Origin of the sequence: Chloroflexus sp. (assembly GCF_034431535.1) — a bacterium.
GTDB lineage: Bacteria > Chloroflexota > Chloroflexia > Chloroflexales > Chloroflexaceae > Chloroflexus.
This window is the reverse complement of the sequence record NZ_DAOUDC010000066.1, coordinates 1-19,297: the sequence shown is the minus strand read 5'-3', so window position 1 is coordinate 19,297 and position 19,297 is coordinate 1. Positions and strand designations below refer to the sequence as shown.

Below are 19,297 nucleotides of genomic sequence, written 5' to 3'. Positions count from 1 at the left end.
CGTTGCTCCTCTCTAGACGCCGCTCCAGAAGGGGAGGTTATTCCAGAAGTTCCAGAAGCTCACCCAGTCGTGCACCGGCCAACCCGACAACAAGATGCACAGATCGGCTGACAAGACGCCGCCGCAGGCGAAGATAAAGCCAAGGCGGTGGACGCCGGCTTCGCCGACCGAGTAGTATTGCACATCACGGAAGAAGACGTTCTCGATGTCGCCGCCTTCGGGGCCGCGGTACTGCGCCGCGCTCAGGATCAGCGAGCCGTGGCAGGCCAGCAGCCATGTGGAGGCGAAGAGACCCGTGATCCCTATCGCGTGGAAGGGGTTGTAGAAAAAGTTGTTGTAGCGGTAGCCGAAGTTCGACACCCAGTCGAGGTGCGGCATCACGCCGAGCACGAAGCCTTCGTGCCACATCCCGAGCGCGATCGGGCGGATCACTTGCAACACCAGCCACGCCGAGAAGACCACACCGTAGGCTACTGCGATATGGTAGCCCATATCGAGCTTCATGCTGATGTCAACCTGCCGCATCATCCAGCCGAAGAAAGCAATAGTTGCGAATAGCACCGTCATCTGCCACGCAAACCCCTGTTGGCCCGGCATTGCAAACCCAAGCCCAAGTTCAGCCGGCGGCGGATCGATGCGCCCGGCGAAGAAGTTTTGCGGAATCGAGTAGGGGCCGTTCAAGATGGCGGCATCGACGTAGAAGTATGTCCCAAAAATGATACCAATGACCGAGATAAAGCCCCAGAAGCCGACGTAGAACGGGCCTACCCAGAAATCGAAGGGATCGTAGCGGAAGATCGCGCTAAACGTTGTGCGCCCTTTGATCTTGTAATCCGGTTCGATTTCTTCGATCGTGCGCCCTCCCGGCACCCGTGTCGATCGCGCACCTTCAACCACGGTGAACGAAAAGTCGGGAAAGCGGGGGTCTTTCGCTTTTGCTCTGCTCATAGCGACTCCCTCTGCTGACGGCTGGCGCGGCGACCGCCTTCTTCATCGCGCCTTTCCACTGCCCTGACAGCGACAGCGTGTAATGATAAGCAAAATCTCGCGCCCTTTTCGGCCAGTATAATACGCTTGACAGGCATTGTCAAGCTACAGGTGTCGATATTTAATTTTGCATTATAAAGCCTCAAAACACGTTACTTGCACCTTGAACATCTCTTGTTTACTTCTTGCATATAAAACAAGAGGGACTTATGGTATACTGAGGGTGCGTCAGCAAGCCAAAACTGACCGAACGGGCGTTCAATGACCAGTCTTGCCGTTGTCATTCTGAACTATAACCGGGCCGATCTACTCACTGATTGTTTGGCCTCGATCGCCGCCGCTCCCAGCCGTGGTATGCTGTCGGTATGGGTGGTTGATAATGCTTCGACCGATGGCAGTGCGGCGCTGGTGCGCGAGCGGTTTCCATGGGTGCATTTAATTGAAAGTCCGGTCAACGGCGGCTTTTCTGCCGGCAATAATCTGGCCTTGCGCCAAATTCTGGCCTTGCCCGATCCGCCGGCCTATATCCTGTTGCTGAATAACGATACGATTGTGCCGCCGGGTGCGCTTGACGGCTTGGTTGATTATCTCGAACGCCATCCGGCAGTAGGCGCAGTGGGGCCAAAATTGCTCTTGCCCGATGGCTCGCTCGATCTGGCCTGCCGGCGGAGTTTTCCCACCCCGGCCATCGCTTTCTACCGCCTGTTCGGTCTGTCCCGTCTCTTCCCGCGCAACCGCCGTTTCGCCGCCTACAACATGACCTACCTCGATCCTGATGTTGAGACCGAAGTCGATTCGGTGGTGGGGGCCTGTATGATGGTGCGCACGTCAGTGGTGCGCGAAGTTGGCCTGCTCGACGAGACGTTTTTTATGTATGGCGAAGATCTCGATTGGGCCTACCGGATCAAGCAATATGGCTGGAAGATCGTCTATTATCCCGCGGTGACGGTCTACCACTACAAGCGGGCCGCTTCGAGCCGCCGCCCGATCCCGTCGATCCGCGCCTTTTACGATGCGATGCGGCTGTTTCATCGCAAACATTACGCCGCAACCACGCCGGCACCGCTCAATGGCCTGATCGAGCTGGGTATTACGGTAAAGGAGCTGTGGGCACTTGGCCGCAATCTCCTCCTCCCATCCAACGCGCGTCGCGCCAGTTAAAGCGCGGTCGTTGCTGCGCCCGCGCTCATGGCGCGCGCTGCTGCGCTTGCTGTTAGTCGCAATTGATGTGGCGGCGCTGAATCTGGCAGCGCAGCTTGCCTATGCCTTCGGCGCCGATTCGCTCGCTGCCGCCGGCTTTCGCATGCCTGCCGATCCGTTGACTCCGATCCGCCTGAGTGTGATCGGCAGTGTCACCGCCCTGATCGTGTTTGCCAGCCATGGCCTCTATGAGATGAAACGCGGTGCCTCACGCCTCGATGAAGCGGTGAAGGTAGTGACGGCGGTGTCGTTTACGATGGTCTTGGTCATTTTCATCAATGCCCTCATCGGCGAGTTCGGCGGCGAAGAGATGCCATGGACGCGCGATATTCTCTTTCAAGGTTGGGGCTTGGCAGCGGTGGCCTGCCTGTTTGGCCGTTTCCTGCATCGCGCGCTGGTCTATGTGTTGCGCCGCTATTTCGACATTGATACCCGTCGGGTGTTGATCGTCGGCGCACGTGAACCCGGTCGCTTGGTGTGGAATACCATTCGCCGCCGGCCCGAATTGGGCTATCGGGTGCAGGGCTTTCTGTCCGATACCGTCCCGATTGGTGAGATCGTCGATGGCTTGCCGGTGCTCGGTCGCGCCGAACATATTTGCCGCGTGATCCGGGCGACCCGCGCTGATGAGGTGATTATCGCCCTTTCTGGCCGTTCCTCGCAGGATCTGGTGGAAGTGATTGCGCTGGCCGAAGATGAGTCGGTCGAGATTAAGGTCTATCCTGATACCTTCCAACTGATCACCAACAACGAGGTGTCGATCGGCGATCTGCGCGATTTGCCGCTGGTCAGCGTTAAGAATGCCGCGCTCGATAATCCGTGGAATCGGGCGCTCAAGCGCGGCCTCGATCTGGTGGTAGCATCGCTGGTGTTGTTGTTTGCGTCGCCGGTGATGCTGTTGATTGCCCTCGCTATCCGGCTTGAGTCGCGGGGCCCGGTCTTCTTTTTGCAAGAGCGCGTTGGTCTCGATGGCAAGCCGTTCTGGATGATTAAGTTTCGCACCATGCGCCCCGATGCTGAACGGTTTAGTACATGGACGGTGCAAAACGATCCGCGGGTGACGCGCGTCGGGCGCTGGTTACGCCGCACCAGCCTCGATGAATTGCCGCAGTTGATCAATGTCTTGATCGGCGAGATGTCGATCGTCGGCCCCCGTCCCGAACAGGCGCGCTGGGTTGAGCAGTTCCGCCAGCAGATTCCACGCTATATGCGCCGCCATAAAGAGAAGGCCGGTCTGACCGGTTGGGCGCAGGTGCATGGCTTGCGTGGCGATACCAGCATCGAAGAACGCACCCGCTACGATCTGTATTACGTGGAAAATTGGTCGCTGCTCTTCGATATTAAGATCATTTTGCGCACTATTATTAACTTCATCACTGGCCGGCAAGAGAATGCGTATTGAGGAGCGCCATCCCGCCCCTCCTGTCATTGCGAGCCGCCACCGGTGGCGACGCCATCCCGCCCCCCTGTCATTGCGAGCCGAGCGTAAGGGCAGAGCAGCGCTCTGCCCCGCGAGGCGAAGCAATCTCCCGCGAGCACGGGAGCGAACCGCTTAGGTATCCAATCCGCTGCAGGAGGAGATTGCTTCGGGGGCTGCGCGCCCTCGCAATGACAGACAGCGCTACGCGCTCTTGCCAGCGCAGCCGCGCATCGTTGTTGCCAAAAGCAACATCATCTCAAGCGAGTTTGCCAAAATCTGCGTAAAGTATGGTATACTATGAATTGAATATCTCCCCCATCAGCGTAATGCCACGTTGCCCGCGTACGAGGCCAGTGTCCTCAATGGAGGAGGATAACGATGGATGTAGTTGCTCGTGAAGCCGCCGGCCATGCTCGCCGGCTTGGCTATCAGGTGATCACTGCCGAACAGTTGCGCGCGACGCGCTGCTTGTTGGTCTTGGCCGAATCATCTAACCAACCGTTTGCAGTGCTGGTTCAGCGCCGCGCGCTCATTACCGCCGCTGATGTGCAAGATTTCGCTGAAATGCTCTTCCTCCGTCGCCTGACTTGCGGCCTGCTGGTTGCGGTTGATGGCGTCTTTAGTAATGAAGCCCGTCGCACCGCCCAAGAGTTGCGCCACGTTTCGATGACGCTCGCCACTGATCTCCCCCCGGCTAGTACGATTGCGGCCACCGATCTTAATCCGGCGATCGATCTTGGGTAATCGGAGTGGATAGCTTGGCGCATGGAGCAAGGGCGGGTTGCACACCCGCCCTTAATGCTGCTCTGATCCACGTTCTCCCCTATGGTACAATAGTGCTATGACCGAACCATTGTTACCGGCGGCGCAAACGCCGCACGAGCTCGATTTTATCAGCCATAGCCCGGCGCAAACCGAACGGATCGGCGCCCGGCTCGGCCATTTGTTGTGCGCTGGCGATGTGGTGCTGTTGTCGGGGCCGCTCGGCACCGGCAAGACGCATCTGATCAAGGGAATTGCTCGCGGGTTGGGGTATGACGGCCCGGTGACCAGCCCCACCTTTGTGCTGATCAATGAGTATCGCACCGATGCCGCGCATGGCCGGTTGCCGATCTATCACGTTGATCTCTACCGCGTCAGCGGCATTACCGAGCTGGCCACGATCGGTCTTGATGAACTCTGGCTGGCCGATGGCGTGTGCTTGATCGAATGGCCTGAACGCGCGGCAGCGGCGTTGCCGCCCGACCATGTGCATATTACCCTAAGTTATGTGAGTGAAACCAAGCGGCGGTTGCGGTTGGCGCCGCACGGCGTTCGCTACCGTGAGTTGCTGGCAATGTTTAAGGAGGCGACGTTCGGCTAATGTTGCTCGCGATCGATACCGCTACCGCCCTCACCGGTCTGGCGCTCTATGGCCCCCATGGCCCACTCGCCGAAAGCGTGTGGGAGTCAGGTCGGAACCATACTGCTCAACTGTTGCCGCAGATCGATGCGTTGTTACGCTATGCCGGCGCGGCGCCGGCTGATCTTACCGTGCTCGCCGTGGGGTTGGGGCCGGGGAGCTGGAGTGGCTTGCGGGTCGGGTTGAGTCTGGCGAAGGGGATGGCCTTGGCCGGTGATCTCCCGTTGATTGGCATCCCGACGCTCGATGCGCTGGCGTATCAGTATCTGCCTACAACGTTGCCGATCTATCCGCTGATCCGGTTGGGCCGGGAACGTTACGCGACCGCGCCATTTACTGCGCGCGACCGGCTCGAACGCCTTGCTCCTGACCGTAATCTGACGCTCAGCGAGCTGTGCGCTGAGATGAACGGCCCGGCGTTGTTCTGCGGCGATCTTGACGCGGCCACGATCGCCGGTTTGCAACGCGGTTTGGGTGACCGGGCGCTGCTGCCGCTGCCCGCCGCTCGTTTGCGCCGGCCCGCCTTTTTGGCCGAGCTGGCATGGCACCGCCACCTCGAACAGCGTTACGACGATCTGGCCACGCTTGAACCAATCTACCTTGGCGAACCCGTGCGCGCGCCTGCTGCCGGTGCGCGGCCAAGCTGATCTTCTGCGGGGGGAAGCTATGTCTGCCCTACGTCGCTTTGAACAGTTTATGGAGCAGATGGTCGAAGGATCGGTGGCGCGGATGTTCCGCAGCCCGATCCAGCCCGTCGAAATTGCTCGCCGGCTTGAGAGGGCCATGGAGAGCAATCAGAAGATTAGTATCAAGCGGGTAATTGTGCCGAGTTTTTACCGTGCCTATCTGCATCCGCAAGATTTTGCCGCGTTCCAACCGGTGCGCCAGCAGCTCGAACAAGAGATGGCAACGTACCTGAGCGAACTGGCTGCCGAACGCAACTTCACCCTGCTTGACCAGCCGCGGGTCGTGCTGGCCGAAGACCCCTCGGTGCCGCGCCGTTCGATACAGGTGGTGGCCGAAATGAGCGATAGTCAAGCCGAACAGCCGAATATGACGATGATTATGCAGGCTGATCGGGGTGTTGGCCGCTCGTCAGGAGCGTTTTTGCTCTTGCATACCGGTCACGAACCGCAGGCGCTGCCGATCGAGACGACCACGGTGACGATTGGCCGCGGCCTCGACAACGATATTATCCTCGAAGATACGCGTGTGTCGCGCAAGCATGCCCAGTTGCGCTACCGCCAACGCCAGTTCTGGCTGTTTGATCTTGGCAGTACCAACGGGACGTTTGTGAATGGCGAACGGATTGCCGAACGCGCGCTGCGCGATGGTGATGTCGTCTCGTTGGGCGGGCTTGAGTTGACCTTTCGCGAGGGCTAGCCGATGTTTTTCGATATCGCCAGCATCTCGATCGGCATTATCTTGCTCTTGCTGCGGGTAGCGGTTGTCTTTCTGCTGTACTTCTTTCTCTGGCAGGTCGTGCAGGTGATCCGGCGTGATCTGGCTCGTCCCGCCGTAGCTCCCACTGTCGTGAGCCCGTATGGCCAGTTGGTGGTAACGATTTCTGGTCAAAGCGGGGTAGCGGTTGGCAAGACTTTTCCGCTCAATCCCGATACCTTGATCGGGCGGAGCCCGCACTGTGATATTGTGCTGAATGATACCTTTCTCTCCAGCGAGCATGCGCGCCTCAAGCGTCGCAGCAACGTCTGGATCCTCGAAGACCTCAATAGCACCAACGGCACCTTCCTCAACGGCTTTGAAGTGACCGAGCCGACCGAAGTCCATCCCGGTGATGCGATTCGGGTTGGCCGGGTCGAACTGCGCTTCGAGCCGTCAGTCGGCAGATAGTTGTCATTTCGCTACCAACTATGATAAATACTCATTACAATTCTAGCCGGAAGGTTGCGCCGGTTGGTACGCATTTGTGATATACTTCTCATCGCCTTTTTGTTTCACCCGCCCAACGGAGGATAGGCAATGCTTGCCGATTATGCTCTGATAGGCATCTTTCTGCTTGCTGCGATCAGCTTCCCGCTGATCCCGCTCGTGCTCGCCTTCTTCCTGCGCCCCAAACGACCGACGCCGCTGAAAACCAGCACCTACGAGTGCGGGTTGGAAGCACTCGGCGATGTCCACGTCCAATTCAAGGTGCAGTATTACCTCTATGCGCTTGCCTTCGTGATTTTCGATATTGAAGTGATCTTCTTGTATCCGTGGGCGGTAGCATTTAATGCAGTGGGTCTCTATGGCCTGATTGCGGCGACGATCTTCCTCCTCATGCTGTTTGCCGGCTTGCTCTACGAATGGCGCAAAGGCGCTCTAGAGTGGGTGTGATTATGGCTGATGTCGATCCGACCCAGCTCGAACTTGAGCGGCAGGGTGTGTTGTTAACGACCGTCAATCGATTTTACAACTGGGGCCGCCGTTCGTCGATCTGGCCAATGGCGTTTGGATTGGCCTGTTGCGCGATCGAGATGATGGCGTTTGGTCTGAGTCGCTACGATGTCGCTCGCTTTGGCGCTGAGCTGTTTCGCGCGTCGCCGCGCCAAGCCGATCTGATGATCGTGGCCGGCACTGTGACCAAGAAGATGGCCCCGCAGGTGGTGCGGCTGTATAATCAGATGGCCGAGCCGCGCTATGTGATTTCGATGGGGGCGTGCGCTACGTCCGGCGGCCCATTTCGCGATGGCTACAACGTGTTGCGCGGGATCGATTTGCTCGTCCCGGTTGATGTGTACGTTCCCGGTTGCCCGCCGCGCCCTGAAGCCCTCCTCCATGCGCTGATGACTTTGCAAGAGCAGATCGATCAGCAGAAGCTTGGCCGGGTGCGCTGGTACGGCAGCGGCGAGAAACCGCAAACGGACGATTTTCCGGTGCCGACCTTCGGCGCGAAAGGGCTTGAGATTGATGGCAAGCTGGTCGATCCGGTCGGCGGGTTGCCGTTGCTCAGCTCGTATACCTCACCCAGCCACGGCGAACGGCGGTCGGGCCAGATCGAGCATCCCGAAGTGGTGCGCCAGTTCCCGATTATGGATCCGGAAGTTGAATTGGAGCATGCCTTGAAGGCGCGCGGTATCTCGCCTGAGATCGCCGCCGATGATTTGAAGCGGAGCGGGGTGAGCGATGCCTGAGATGACTCCTGCTGAGCTGCGCGCCCGCCTTGCCGAGTCATTGCCAGCTGCGTTGGTCGAGGCGGAACCGCTGGCGATTACGCCGCCACCTGCGCATGGCCCTCAACCCGGCCTGTTTAACCCGCCTGATCCGATGGTGCGACCCGATCAATTGGTCGCCGCGGCGCTCTTTGTGCGCGACACGCTCGGCTATGCCTATCTGTCCGATATTGTTGTGGTCGATTACCTGTATGCCGGTTGCTTCGAGCTGGTCTACCGCTTCTACCATCCATCCGGCGGCCCTAGTATCGTATTGCGCGTGCGCGTGTCGCGTGATGAGGCGGTGGTGCCGTCGCTGACGCCGCACTGGCCCGCCGCCAACTTCCACGAGCGCGAGGCGTTCGATCTGTTTGGGATCGAGTTTACCGGCCATCCCTTCTTGCGCCGCATCTATATGTGGGATGAGTTTGAAGGTTTCCCTATGCGCAAAGACTTTCCCCGGCAGGGTGATAAGTATTTGGGTGGTGAGAGCGAGGGTTGAGAGAGTAGTGATGGCGCTGTCGTTGTTGGCTTCCTTGCCAGTGAACATCATCGTGGATTCACTGGGTGCGCCGAATGCAGGCTGATACGTAGGGAGTGTGACTGTGAAACTGCCGCATTCGCGAAACGATCAGTGACACTCGTCGATCGTTTGACGCTCAATCAATCAACATAGCCTGATATCGCCACAAGCGAATGGGCTATCAGCATAGAAAAAAACCGGTGCTGCTATGCTTCAGACCCAAGAGCTGCAAGTCAATATCGGCCCGCAACATCCGTCCACCCACGGCGTGTTTCGCATGCTGGTGACGGTGGACGGTGAGACGGTGATTGATCTGAAGCCGGTGTTTGGCTATCTGCATCGCAACCACGAGCAGATCGCCGAGGTGAATTCGTATTTGCAGAATATGCCCTACACCGACCGGCTCGATTATTTCAATTCGATGGCTAATAATCACGCCTATGCGATGGCGGTTGAGCGACTGGCCGGGATTGAAGTGCCCGAACGGGCCGAGTATATCCGGGTGTTGATGGTCGAACTGACTCGCATTCTTAATCACGCCAGCGCAGTCGGCTTCATGATCAACGACATGGGTGCGTGGCAGACGCCGCTGGCGTTTGGGATGCGCGAGCGCGAGAAGATCCTCGATCTGTTCGAGATGGCGAGCGGCGCGCGTTTGATGTGCAATTATTTCCGGTTCGGCGGCGTGGTGCGCGATCTGCCGCCGGAATTTATTCCCAATGTGCGCGAGTTGCTGCGCGCGCTGCCGGCGTATATCGATGAGCTGGAGCGGTTACTGCGCGATAACGAGATTTTGCTGCAACGGGCGATCGGGATCGGTATTCTGCCGCCGGAAGTTGCTTTGTCGTATGGTGTTAGCGGCCCGGTGCTGCGCGGTTCCGGCATCCCCTACGATGTGCGCAAAGCTGAGCCGTACAGTGTCTATGACCGGTTTGATTTTGATGTGCCGGTCGGCAAGGTTGGCGATGTGTACGACCGCTTTCTGGTGCGGATCGAGGAGATGCGCCAGAGCAAGCGGATTATCGAGCAGGTGCTTGAGCAGTTGCCTGACGCGAAAGGCGGCCACATTAACCCCAAAGCTCGCCAGAATGTGCGCCCGCCGGTTGGTGATGCCTACGCCCGCATTGAATCGCCTAAAGGAGAACTTGGCTTCTATCTGGTCAGCGATGGCAGCCCCCGACCGTACCGCTACAAAGTGCGCGCGCCGTCGTTCATCAATCTCACCCCGCTGGCCGATATGTGCCGCGGGTATAAGGTGGCCGATATTGTGGTCATCCTTGGCAGTATTGACATCGTGATGGGGGAGGTGGATCGATGACAGCCTCGCCGTTTGAGATCGAGATTCCGCGTGGACGGGTGATCGAAGTGCAGCGCGACGATACCCGCGTGCGGCGCGGCGGCGGTCTGCTGCGCGGGATGGCGGTGATCTGGAAGCACTGGAAGGAGTCATTTAAGCTCAATCGCAGTTACAGCCAGATCCACGGCACATTTACGATCGAGTACCCGGAAGAGCAGCCACGCATCCCGGAAGCCTACCGCAACATGCCGATCCTGCTCTACGATGACGAGACGGGGCATGAACTTTGCACCTCGTGCTTCCAATGCGAACGGATCTGCCCGCCGCAGGTGATCCACATGACGCAGGCTAAAGATCCGGCTACCGGCAAGCCGGTGCCGGCAGTGGCCGAGTTTATCATCGAGTACGATGCCTGCATGAGTTGCGGCTTTTGTGCTGAAGTCTGCCCGTTCGACGCGATCAAGATGGATCACGAGTTTGAGCTGTCAACTGACGATCATGCCAGCCTGACCGTTCATAAAGAGCGGTTGAACCGGCCAATCGGCTATTACGCCCAGATCGCGCCCACGATGTGGGCCGAGGTGCGCGAGGGGGCGTTGAAGAAGTTGCAGGGTAACATCCGCCGCCGGCCTGATGTGATCGGGTTAGCGCCGCACCTGACCGAGAAGATCGCGGCACGGCGGGCTGAATTGGCAGCGCAGGCGGCCCAAGCAGCGGCAGCAGCGCAAGCGGCGCCAGCGGCTGCACCGGCCCCGGTGGAAGGGCGTAAGTTGACGCCAGAAGAGAAGGCGGCGAAGCTAGCGGCCATCCGCGCCGCTAAGGCAGCGCAGGCCGGCGAAGGCGCACTGCCGGCAGAAGCTGCGCCGGCCACACCGCCGCCGGCCCCGGCTGCCGAAGCTGCCCCGCCGGCTGACAAAGCGGCAAAGCTAGCAGCCATCCGCGCCGCCAATGCGGCCAAGAAGGCGGCGGCGGGCGAAGCGCCGGCCACGCCACCCGCCGCACCGGAGAGCGGCACGGCAGCAGATACACCGGCAGACGCGCCACCCGCCGCGCCACCGAGCGACAAAGCCGCCCGGCTGGCGGCCATCCGCGCCGCCAATGCGGCCAAGAAACAACAATCCGGCAACGGCTCGTAGAGCCGCACGGCGGTGCGGCTCCCAAAGATATGACCAATGCCGCATAGGACAGCCGCACGGCGTACGGCTCCTGATAATAAGCCAGAGCGAGGGATGTGCAGTCGCACGGCGGTGCGGCTCCTATGGAGAGAGGGATGTGCAGCCGCACGGTGTGCGGCCCCATAGATGGAGACATCCATGTACGATATGCTCGCTGCCTTGATCAACGGCACGTTGGGTTGGGGATGGCCGGAATGGGCGCTGAACCTGCTCAGTTATATCTTGGTCGTGACGATCGTGCTCGTGGTAGCGCCGCTCCAGATGCTCTTCTTCACCTACTACGAGCGTCGCGTGATTGCGCGCATGCAAGACCGCGTCGGCCCGAACCGGGTCGGCCCCGAAGGCATTTGGCAACCGATTGCCGACGGCGTCAAGATGTTTACCAAGGAAGACATCGTGCCGCAGGCTGCCGACCGGATCGTGCATTTCCTCGCTCCATGCGTGGTCGTGGCGCCGACGGTGTTGATGTTTGCGGTGGTGCCGTGGGGACCGGGGATGGTGCCGGTTGACCTGCCGACCGGCCTGCTCTTCTTTTTTGCGATCTCGTCGATCAGTGCGGTGGGGCTGATGATGGCCGGTTGGGCCAGCAACAACAAGTTTTCCCTGTTGGGGGCGATGCGGGCCGTGGCCCAGATGGTGTCATACGAGATTCCAGCGGTATTGGCCCTGATTGCAATTGTGATGATCGTTGGGTCGCTCTCGATTAATGATATTATCGCCTATCAGACTGGCTTGATTGTGAGCAACCGCGACTTGCCCGGCATTCCCGATCTGGGGTTGGGTTGGTTTGTGTTTACGCCGGTTGGCTTTGTCGCCTTTATCGCCTTCTTTATTGCTGCCTTAGCCGAAGGCGAACGCACCCCGTTTGATATTCCCGAAGCCGACTCAGAGATTGTCGCCGGCTATATGACCGAGTATAGCGGCATGAAGTTTGGTCTCTTCTACCTTGCCCAATACGTGTTGAATTTCCTGCTCTGCGCGATCACGGCGATCATCTTCTTTGGCGGCTGGCAAGGGCCGGGGGTCGATTGGCTCTACGCGCAAGGCATTACGCCGGAAAATCCCAACGGGAACGGTTTGTTCAATGTGCTGGCTGGGGTGCTGGGAGTGTTCTACTTCTTGCTCAAAACCTACATCTTCTTCTTTGTGATGGTCTGGTTGCGCGGCGCCTTCCCCCGGCTGCGTATCGACCAGTTGATGGATTTCGGCTGGAAGTTTCTCATTCCGTTGACGCTGGCCAATCTGTTTAGCGCCGCGTTGTGGGTGGCCTTCGCCCGCTGGGGCCCCGCTGAAGGCATGCTGATCACGGTTGGTTGGTCGCCAGTATTGCGCTGGCTCGCGGCGTTTGTGGTAACGTTGGCGATCAATCTGGGTGTCTATCTGTGGCTGACGCGAGTCTACGCGGCGTCGCAGGCTGAACGGCGCCGGGTCGAGCTGGAAGAGTTGATTGCGGCGGGGTCGTGATGGCATCGCTGCGCCTTTGCGTCGTTGCGTTACGCAATTCAGACAGCAGGAACGTGTGATGGAAGTCGTTGTTCAAGTTGTCTTTGGGCTCATAGCCCTCTTTATTCTGGTCGCGGCGGCGATGGTGGTCTCGGTGCGCAACGTGATCCACTCGGCGCTGTGGCTGATCGCCTGTTTCTTTGGCGTTGGCGCGCTCTATCTGCTGCTCCAAGCCGAGTTTTTGGCGGTGGTGCAGGTGCTGGTCTACGTCGGCGCAGTGTCGGTGCTGATCTTGTTTGCGATTATGCTCACCCGCCAAATCAGCGGCGAGGGGGTGCGCCAACTGACCTCGCGCTGGCCGGTGGTGCTGGTTGTCACTGTGTTGCTCTTTGCGACGGTGATGGCGCCGACCTTGATCAACCAGCAGTGGAATGTGCCGCCGGCCCCGCCGTTGGGCACGCCGGAACCGATCGCCGGCCCCGCCGAGTTGGGTCGCGGGTTTGTGAACGAGTTCCTGATCCAGTTTCAAGTGGTTGGTGTGCTGTTGACGGTGGCCCTGATCGGCGCGATTGTAATTGCGTTTGAAGAGCGGGCGCGGCGGCGCAGAGTGTTGACGTTGGCCGAAGAGTTGGAGTTGAAGCGCCTGCGTGAACGCGCAACCCAGACCGAAATGCTTGAACCGGTAGAGGCCGAGCCGGTGGCGCGCGAGACGCGCCCCGCCAGTGAGGGGTGACAGATGCTGAATGCAGTGCCATTGCCGGCGGTGCTGACGCTGGCCGCCGCCCTCTTTTGCATTGGGTTGTTTGGCGCGCTCTCGCGCCGCAATCTGATTGGGGTGTTGATGGGGGTTGAGTTGATGCTCAATGCCGTCAATATCAATTTGATCGCGTTTTGGCGCTATTTCGAGCCGCGCTACATCACCGGCCAGACCTTTGCCATCTTTATTATTGCGGTAGCCGCTGCCGAAGCGGCGGTCGGCTTGGCGATGGTGATTGCGGTCTATCGCCATTATGTGACCGTCAATGCCGATGAAGTGGATCAATTGCGTGGGTAACGGTACGAGCGAATGAGTGTGGTGGTGTTGATCTAACCCGGAGCGCGTATGGCATTTTTCTTGCAAAATGCTTGGCTGATTCCGCTGTTGCCGTTATTGGCCAGCGCCATCATTACGCTCACGCCGATCCGGCGGCAGGCGATGGCGAGCGCGTGGCTGGCCACCGGCCTGATGATGGTGGCGACGGTGCTGGCGCTCGGCTTGTTGGCGGCGGTGGCCGGCGGGTGGGCATTGCACCACGGTGAGCTGGTGCAACTCGCGGCCCATCACGGCGAGCACGGCGCGTTTGCCTTCCCCGAACCGAATGTGGTGCAGCGGCTGGTGTGGGCGCCGATCGGCGATACGGTGTTGCAGATGGGGATCTACATTGATGGCGCAGCAGCAGCGATGCTGGCCATGGTGACGATTACCTCGACCTGCATTCACCTCTTCTCGATCGGGTATATGGCCGCGCACCCGCGCCAGAGCCGCTTCTTCAGCTTTATCGCGCTCTTTACGGCGGCGATGTTGCTGATGAGCATGGCCGATAATCTGCTCCTCTTCTTTATGGCGTGGGAGATTATGGGTCTCTGCTCGTACCTGCTGATCGGGTTCCTCTACGAGCGGCCTAGCGCGGCCCGCGCCGCGGTGAAGGCGTTTATTACCACCCGCATCGGCGATGTTTTGTTGCTGTTGGGGATTGTTTACCTCTATGCGCAGGCTGGCGGGATCTCCTTCGGCAATGAAGAGGGCGGCGTCTTCTATCCGCCGCTGCTTGAGCGACTGGCGAGCGAAACTGGTGCGCTCGGTCTGAGCCACGCTGCCGGAATTGCGCTGCTGATCTTTGGCGGTACGGTCGGCAAATCGGCCCAGTTCCCGCTGCACGTCTGGTTGCCCGACGCGATGGAAGGTCCGACGCCGGTGTCGGCCCTCATTCACGCCGCGACAATGGTGGCTGCCGGCGTTTTTCTGGTGGCGCGCACCTTCCCCATCTTCGCCGTCGACCCGACCTCGTTGGGAGTGGTGGCCTTTATCGGCGCATTTACCGCTCTCTTCGCGGCGACGATTGCCTTGGCCCAATTTGATATCAAGCGCATTCTGGCCTATAGCACGCTCTCGCAGCTCGGCTTTATGGTGGCGGCGCTCGGCGTGGGAGGTTGGGTGGCGGCCATGTTCCACCTGATTACCCATGCCTTCTTTAAGGCCCTGCTCTTCCTTGGGTCGGGATCGATTATTCACGCCATGGAGCAGCAGCCCTCGATCCAGCGCATCCATCACCACGACGAATACGCCGCCCAACAGACGGCCCAAGACATTCGCAATATGGGCGGGTTACGCACCCGCTTGCCGTGGACGTTCTGGACGTATACCGCCGGTTATCTGGCGCTGGCCGGCATTGTGCCGTTTGCCGGCTTCTGGAGCAAAGACGAGATTTTGCTCGACGCCTTTACGCATAATCTGGCCGTGTATCTGACCCTGAGCGCAGCGGCGTTCTTGACCGCGGTCTATATGACCCGCCAGTGGTGGCTGGTTTTCTTTGGCGAGTATCGCGGCGCGCATCCGGTGGTGTTCCAGAACCCTGACGCTCCCGCTGGCTATGCTAAACATGGGCACGATGACCATCACCACGACGACCATCACCACGATCACGGCGAGCACTGGCACGAAGATCCGCGCATGATTGCGGCGTTGGTGGTGCTGGCCAGCTTTGCCGTCACTGCCGGCGCGTTTAACCTGCCGTTCGACGGCCCCGGCGGGCATTGGCTGGCGAGCCTGTGGGGGCAAGAGGCGGCCAAGCTGAATCCGCTAGTGGCCGGGTTGTCGTTGCTGATCGCGCTGGCCGGGATTGGGTTGGGCTGGTATAGCTACCGCAACGCCTTCGCGACTGCGGCGGATACCGACCCGCTGGCGGCGCGTGCGCCGGGGGTGTTTGCCATTCTCAATGCCAAATACCGGATCGATGAGTTGTACGCGGCGACGTTGGGCCGACTGACCGCTAGCCTCGCAACGGCATGGTCGCTGATCGACCGTTCGGTGATTGACCGGCTGGTTGATGGGATGGGCCGCTTTACCTTCGGTTTGGGCAAGGTCAACTTCATCATTGACGATACCTTGCTCAACGACGGGCCGGATGGCTTGGCGAGCGGCACCCAAGGCACTGGCCGCCAAGCGCGCCGGTTGCAGACTGGCAAGGCCCAAGATTACTTGATCTATGTCTTTAGCGGTCTCTTGGCGCTGGCTGTGTTCTGGCTGTATGTGATTGGGCGATAGCGTATGAATCTGCCAGAGTATCTTCTTCCTGCCGCCGATGGCGTGCCGTGGCTGACGTTGCTAGTGCTGTCGCCGCTGGTTGGCATTGCCTTGATCGGACTGTCATGGCTGCTTAAGCTCGATGAGCGGACGATCAAGACCGGCGTGCTGACTTGGACGGGGGTGCCGCTGTTGTTGGCCGGCTTGATCTGGGCGCGGTTCGATCCGAACGCGGTGGCGAGCGGGCAAGGCGTGGTGCAGTTGGTCGAGCGGGTGCCGTGGATTCAGGCCATCCGGGTTGACTATTTTCTCGGCGTTGATGGTCTGAGTCTGCCGCTGGTGTTGTTGACCGCAGTGATGACGCCGGTGGCGGTGATCGCCAGTTGGGGCGTCAGCGAGCGGGTGCGAGCGCATCTGGCGCTGCTGTTCTTGCTTGAAGCGGCGATGCTCGGCTACTTTGTCGCGCTTGATTTCTTCTTTTTCTTCATCTTTTGGGAATTCAGTCTGGTGCCGGCCTTCTTCCTGATTCAAAACTGGGGCCGTGAACAGCGCCGCTACGCCGCCTTCAAGTTCTTTGTCTACACGATGGCCGGCTCGCTCGGTATGCTGCTGCTCTTCCAACTAATCTATCTGTCGGTGCGGCAGGCCGGCTATCCGACCTTCGATCTGATCGCGCTGGGCCGGTTGGGGCAAGGCTTGCCGGTGGCCGGGGTCGAAGGCAATTTGCGCGATATTCTCTTTGCCTACCTTGAACAGCTCGGCGTGACCAATGCGCTGGGCCGCTATCCGCTGCTCTACAGCAGCATCGCGATGTGGGCGATTTTCATTGCCTTTGCGATCAAGCTGGCGGTATGGCCATTCCACACGTGGTTGCCCGATGCCTACGCCGAAGGGCCAATCGCGGCCAGCATCTTGCTCTCGGCGGTGATGAGCAAGATGGGGGCGTATGGCATGCTGCGGCTGTTGCTGCCGTTCACCCCTGACGCGGCGCAGTATTTCGCGCCGGTGCTGGCGGCGCTAGCAGTGGTTGGCGTGGTGGCGGGGGCCTTCGGTGCGTTGAACCACGTTAATGGCGACATCAAGCGCCTGATCGGCTACACCTCGATCAACCACATGGGTTACGTGATGCTGGCGATTGCCGGCGCAGCGGCGGCGGGCGAAGCCGGGGTGGCGGCGCGGGCCAGCGCGATCAACGGCGCTTTGGTGCAGATGGTGGCCCACGGCCTCAGCACCGGTGCGCTGTTCTATCTGGCGGGGGCCTTGTACGAGCGCACCGGACGCTGGGAGCTGAGCGGTTTGGGTGGCTTGCGGGCAAGTGCGCCAACCTTTGCCGGCGTGATGGGGATCGCTCTCTTTGCCAACCTCGGCTTGCCGGGATTGGCCGGCTTCGTGGGCGAATTCTTCATCTTCCGCGGCGCGTGGGCGACCCTGCCCTTCTTCACCGCGCTGGCGGTGATCGGGTTGGTGGTGACGGCGCTGGCCTTGCTGCTCATGTTCCAGCGCATCTTCCTCGGCCCGGCCACCGGCAACCCGCGCGTAATCGCCGATCTGCGTCCGCAGGAATTCTGGACGATGGCGCCGATCGTGCTCTTGTCATTGGTGATCGGTGTCTATCCAGCGCCGTTGATGAACTTGGGCAACGCTGCCGCCGGGCAATTGGTCGCTATCTTTACGCGGGTGTTGGGGTAGGTCTGAAACCGGCGCTGTGGTTGGCAAGAAACCCTCGCAACCAGCGCCGGATTGCGCAAAGGTGATTGCATGGGGTTGATAACACTTCCCGCCGATGTGCCGTGGCTGAGCCTGATCTGGCTGAGCATGCTGGTACCGGCGATCATCATCGCCGTCATTCCCGATCGCTACCCCGACCTGATGCGGTGGGTGGGAGCGGGATTCGCGCTGCTGTCGCTCATCTTGTCGCTGTTGGTCTTTTTGGCCTACGATCCGGTGAAGGGCGGCTTCCAGTTCATCGAACAGCTCGACTGGATTCCGCAGCTCGGCATCAGCTACTTGCTCGGCGTTGATGGGATCAACTTGCCGATGCTGCTGCTCAACGGGATCGTCATCTTTACCGGCGCGCTGATGAGCTGGAACATCGAAGAGCGCACCAAAGAGTATTGGGTCTGGCTGTTGCTGCTCACCACCGGTGTGTATGGCGTCTTTAGCGCGCTCGATCTGTTCCTCTTCTTTGTCTTCTACGAGCTGGCGGTCTTGCCGATGTACTTGCTGATCGGCATTTGGGGCAGCACGCGCAAAGAGTACGGCGCTATGAAGCTGACCCTGTTTTTGATGGCCGGAAGCGCGTTGGTAATCATCGGCATGATCGGGCTTTACTTTGGCAGCGGCTTACGCACCTTCAACATGCTGGTGCTGGCCGAGCAAGGCTTCATCTCCGGCAATCTGCAATGGCTGCTCTTCCCGGCGTTGTTTGTTGGGTTTGGCGTGCTGGCCGGTATGTTCCCCTTCCACACGTGGAGCCCGACCGGTCACGTGGCGGCACCGACGGCAGTGAGTATGTTACACGCCGGGGTGCTGATGAAGCTCGGCGCGTATGGCTGTTTGCGGGCAGCGATGTGGCTGATGCCGGTGGGAGCGCGCGATTGGCTGCCGATTATTGCCGTGCTCACCATCTTGAACGTCGTCTATGGCGCCAGCATCGCAATGGTGCAACGCGACGCCAAGTTCATCATCGGCTATTCGTCGGTGAGCCACATGGGCTTGGTGGTGATGGCACTGGCCGCCGGCACTCAGATTGCGTTGTTGGGGGCGGTGTTGCAAATGTTTGCTCACGGCATTATGACGGCCCTCTTCTTTGCGGTGGTGGGGCGGATGATCTACGACCGTACCCATACCCGCCAATTGCCTGAATTAGGCGGGTTGGGCCGGGTGATGCCGTTTGCAGCGGCGATGTTCATTCTTGGCGGTCTCTCCTCGATGGGTATGCCGGGGTTGGCCGGCTTCTGGGCCGAATTCAACATCTTCATCGGCGTCTGGGAACGCTACCCGTTGGTGGCGGTGATCGCCGCGTTGAGCATCCCGATCACCGGCGCGTACATTCTGCGCGCGGTGTGGTCGGTGTTTTACGATGAGGTGAAGAATCCTGAATTTTTGCACCTGCCCAAGCTGACGTGGCAAGAGTACACCGGCGCCCTGATTCTGGCGGTGGTGCTGGTGGGGTTGGGGTTGTACCCGGCGTGGATGACCGAATTGATCGATACCGCGGTGCGTCCGCTGGCGGCGCGGTTGAGTGAAGTGGCGGTAGCGTTGCGGTAGCAAGGCGCAGAGGGGGCAAAGGGGTCAACGCCAAGGCGCAGAGAGGGCAACGGCGCAAAGGTACGCAAAGGGAAGATAATGGCAGCGACGGACGGCTGTCCGTCTCCTGCCCCATCACAACGCATGTTGGATTGAATAATTCAGC

General features: G+C 59.8%; 19 protein-coding genes. 18 read left to right on the top strand and 1 reads right to left on the bottom strand.

Annotation, left to right across the window (positions count from 1 at the left end):
- Positions 1-12: 12 nt before the first annotated feature.
- Positions 13-948 (bottom strand): photosynthetic reaction center subunit L, encoded by a 936-nt coding sequence (locus U9R61_RS15890; protein ID WP_322489788.1) that lies wholly within the window; start codon positions 946-948, stop codon positions 13-15.
- 300 nt (positions 949-1,248) lie between these two features.
- Between U9R61_RS15890 and U9R61_RS15885 the strand changes: the two genes are divergently transcribed.
- From U9R61_RS15885 to U9R61_RS15800, 18 genes are all read left to right on the top strand, one after another.
- Positions 1,249-2,148 (top strand): glycosyltransferase family 2 protein, encoded by a 900-nt coding sequence (locus U9R61_RS15885; RefSeq protein WP_322489787.1) that lies wholly within the window; start codon positions 1,249-1,251, stop codon positions 2,146-2,148.
- Between the two features lie 10 nt (positions 2,149-2,158).
- Positions 2,159-3,589, top strand: coding sequence for an undecaprenyl-phosphate glucose phosphotransferase (locus U9R61_RS15880; RefSeq protein ID WP_416208863.1), 1,431 nt, complete (start codon positions 2,159-2,161; stop codon positions 3,587-3,589).
- 396 nt (positions 3,590-3,985) lie between these two features.
- Positions 3,986-4,351 (top strand): hypothetical protein, encoded by a 366-nt coding sequence (locus tag U9R61_RS15875; RefSeq protein WP_322489785.1) that lies wholly within the window; start codon positions 3,986-3,988, stop codon positions 4,349-4,351.
- 97 nt (positions 4,352-4,448) lie between these two features.
- Positions 4,449-4,970, top strand: coding sequence for a tRNA (adenosine(37)-N6)-threonylcarbamoyltransferase complex ATPase subunit type 1 TsaE (gene tsaE / locus U9R61_RS15870; RefSeq protein WP_322489784.1), 522 nt, complete (start codon positions 4,449-4,451; stop codon positions 4,968-4,970).
- Entirely contained in the window at positions 4,970-5,656 is a 687-nt protein-coding gene (tsaB, locus tag U9R61_RS15865) for a tRNA (adenosine(37)-N6)-threonylcarbamoyltransferase complex dimerization subunit type 1 TsaB (protein WP_322489783.1), read from the top strand. Before tsaE ends, tsaB begins: the two co-directional genes overlap by 1 nt.
- Positions 5,657-5,675: 19 nt before the next feature.
- Positions 5,676-6,392, top strand: coding sequence for an FhaA domain-containing protein (locus tag U9R61_RS15860; RefSeq protein WP_066791514.1), 717 nt, complete (start codon positions 5,676-5,678; stop codon positions 6,390-6,392).
- 3 nt (positions 6,393-6,395) lie between these two features.
- A complete protein-coding gene (locus tag U9R61_RS15855) occupies positions 6,396-6,860 on the top strand; it encodes an FHA domain-containing protein (protein WP_322489782.1) in 465 nt (154 codons plus the stop codon).
- Positions 6,861-6,989: 129 nt separating this feature from the next.
- Positions 6,990-7,346 carry an NADH-quinone oxidoreductase subunit A gene (locus U9R61_RS15850; RefSeq protein ID WP_066791367.1) on the top strand — a complete coding sequence of 119 codons (357 nt, stop codon included), beginning with the start codon at positions 6,990-6,992 and terminating at the stop codon, positions 7,344-7,346.
- A gap of 2 nt (positions 7,347-7,348) precedes the next feature.
- Complete coding sequence (locus tag U9R61_RS15845) at positions 7,349-8,143, top strand: NADH-quinone oxidoreductase subunit B (RefSeq protein WP_322489781.1); 795 nt, start codon at positions 7,349-7,351, stop codon at positions 8,141-8,143.
- Positions 8,136-8,663 carry an NADH-quinone oxidoreductase subunit C gene (locus U9R61_RS15840; protein WP_322489780.1) on the top strand — a complete coding sequence of 176 codons (528 nt, stop codon included), beginning with the start codon at positions 8,136-8,138 and terminating at the stop codon, positions 8,661-8,663. The genes U9R61_RS15845 and U9R61_RS15840 overlap by 8 nt, the downstream gene beginning before the upstream one ends.
- A gap of 229 nt (positions 8,664-8,892) precedes the next feature.
- Positions 8,893-10,002 (top strand): NADH-quinone oxidoreductase subunit D, encoded by a 1,110-nt coding sequence (locus U9R61_RS15835; protein ID WP_322489779.1) that lies wholly within the window; start codon positions 8,893-8,895, stop codon positions 10,000-10,002.
- Entirely contained in the window at positions 9,999-11,117 is a 1,119-nt protein-coding gene (locus U9R61_RS15830; RefSeq protein ID WP_322489778.1) for a 4Fe-4S dicluster domain-containing protein, read from the top strand. Before U9R61_RS15835 ends, U9R61_RS15830 begins: the two co-directional genes overlap by 4 nt.
- A 177-nt stretch (positions 11,118-11,294) precedes the next feature.
- Positions 11,295-12,620, top strand: a complete 1,326-nt coding sequence (nuoH, locus tag U9R61_RS15825; RefSeq protein WP_322489777.1) for an NADH-quinone oxidoreductase subunit NuoH — start codon at positions 11,295-11,297, stop codon at positions 12,618-12,620.
- A 58-nt stretch (positions 12,621-12,678) separates the two neighbouring features.
- Entirely contained in the window at positions 12,679-13,332 is a 654-nt protein-coding gene (locus U9R61_RS15820; protein ID WP_322489776.1) for an NADH-quinone oxidoreductase subunit J, read from the top strand.
- A gap of 3 nt (positions 13,333-13,335) precedes the next feature.
- Positions 13,336-13,653 carry an NADH-quinone oxidoreductase subunit NuoK gene (nuoK, locus tag U9R61_RS15815; RefSeq protein WP_322489775.1) on the top strand — a complete coding sequence of 106 codons (318 nt, stop codon included), beginning with the start codon at positions 13,336-13,338 and terminating at the stop codon, positions 13,651-13,653.
- Positions 13,654-13,701: 48 nt separating this feature from the next.
- Positions 13,702-15,903, top strand: coding sequence for an NADH-quinone oxidoreductase subunit L (gene nuoL, locus U9R61_RS15810; RefSeq protein WP_322489774.1), 2,202 nt, complete (start codon positions 13,702-13,704; stop codon positions 15,901-15,903).
- A 3-nt stretch (positions 15,904-15,906) separates the two neighbouring features.
- Positions 15,907-17,571 carry an NADH-quinone oxidoreductase subunit M gene (locus U9R61_RS15805; protein WP_322489773.1) on the top strand — a complete coding sequence of 555 codons (1,665 nt, stop codon included), beginning with the start codon at positions 15,907-15,909 and terminating at the stop codon, positions 17,569-17,571.
- A 69-nt stretch (positions 17,572-17,640) separates the two neighbouring features.
- Positions 17,641-19,152 carry an NADH-quinone oxidoreductase subunit M gene (locus U9R61_RS15800; protein ID WP_322489772.1) on the top strand — a complete coding sequence of 504 codons (1,512 nt, stop codon included), beginning with the start codon at positions 17,641-17,643 and terminating at the stop codon, positions 19,150-19,152.
- Positions 19,153-19,297: the final 145 nt, after the last annotated feature.

Bases quoted from the DNA above. Each gene is read 5' to 3' on its own strand.
- U9R61_RS15850 (WP_066791367.1), top strand. From the start codon at position 6,990: ATGCTTGCCGATTATGCTCTGATAGGCATCTTTCTGCTTGCTGCGATC.
- U9R61_RS15840 (WP_322489780.1), top strand. From the start codon at position 8,136: ATGCCTGAGATGACTCCTGCTGAGCTGCGCGCCCGCCTTGCCGAGTCA.
- U9R61_RS15835 (WP_322489779.1), top strand. From the start codon at position 8,893: ATGCTTCAGACCCAAGAGCTGCAAGTCAATATCGGCCCGCAACATCCG.
- U9R61_RS15890 (WP_322489788.1), bottom strand. From the start codon at position 948: ATGAGCAGAGCAAAAGCGAAAGACCCCCGCTTTCCCGACTTTTCGTTC.
- tsaB (WP_322489783.1), top strand. From the start codon at position 4,970: ATGTTGCTCGCGATCGATACCGCTACCGCCCTCACCGGTCTGGCGCTC.
- U9R61_RS15805 (WP_322489773.1), top strand. From the start codon at position 15,907: ATGAATCTGCCAGAGTATCTTCTTCCTGCCGCCGATGGCGTGCCGTGG.
- U9R61_RS15820 (WP_322489776.1), top strand. From the start codon at position 12,679: ATGGAAGTCGTTGTTCAAGTTGTCTTTGGGCTCATAGCCCTCTTTATT.
- U9R61_RS15875 (WP_322489785.1), top strand. From the start codon at position 3,986: ATGGATGTAGTTGCTCGTGAAGCCGCCGGCCATGCTCGCCGGCTTGGC.
- U9R61_RS15800 (WP_322489772.1), top strand. From the start codon at position 17,641: ATGGGGTTGATAACACTTCCCGCCGATGTGCCGTGGCTGAGCCTGATC.
- U9R61_RS15860 (WP_066791514.1), top strand. From the start codon at position 5,676: ATGTCTGCCCTACGTCGCTTTGAACAGTTTATGGAGCAGATGGTCGAA.
- tsaE (WP_322489784.1), top strand. From the start codon at position 4,449: ATGACCGAACCATTGTTACCGGCGGCGCAAACGCCGCACGAGCTCGAT.
- U9R61_RS15855 (WP_322489782.1), top strand. From the start codon at position 6,396: ATGTTTTTCGATATCGCCAGCATCTCGATCGGCATTATCTTGCTCTTG.
- nuoK (WP_322489775.1), top strand. From the start codon at position 13,336: ATGCTGAATGCAGTGCCATTGCCGGCGGTGCTGACGCTGGCCGCCGCC.
- U9R61_RS15830 (WP_322489778.1), top strand. From the start codon at position 9,999: ATGACAGCCTCGCCGTTTGAGATCGAGATTCCGCGTGGACGGGTGATC.
- U9R61_RS15885 (WP_322489787.1), top strand. From the start codon at position 1,249: ATGACCAGTCTTGCCGTTGTCATTCTGAACTATAACCGGGCCGATCTA.
- nuoH (WP_322489777.1), top strand. From the start codon at position 11,295: ATGTACGATATGCTCGCTGCCTTGATCAACGGCACGTTGGGTTGGGGA.
- nuoL (WP_322489774.1), top strand. From the start codon at position 13,702: ATGGCATTTTTCTTGCAAAATGCTTGGCTGATTCCGCTGTTGCCGTTA.
- U9R61_RS15845 (WP_322489781.1), top strand. From the start codon at position 7,349: ATGGCTGATGTCGATCCGACCCAGCTCGAACTTGAGCGGCAGGGTGTG.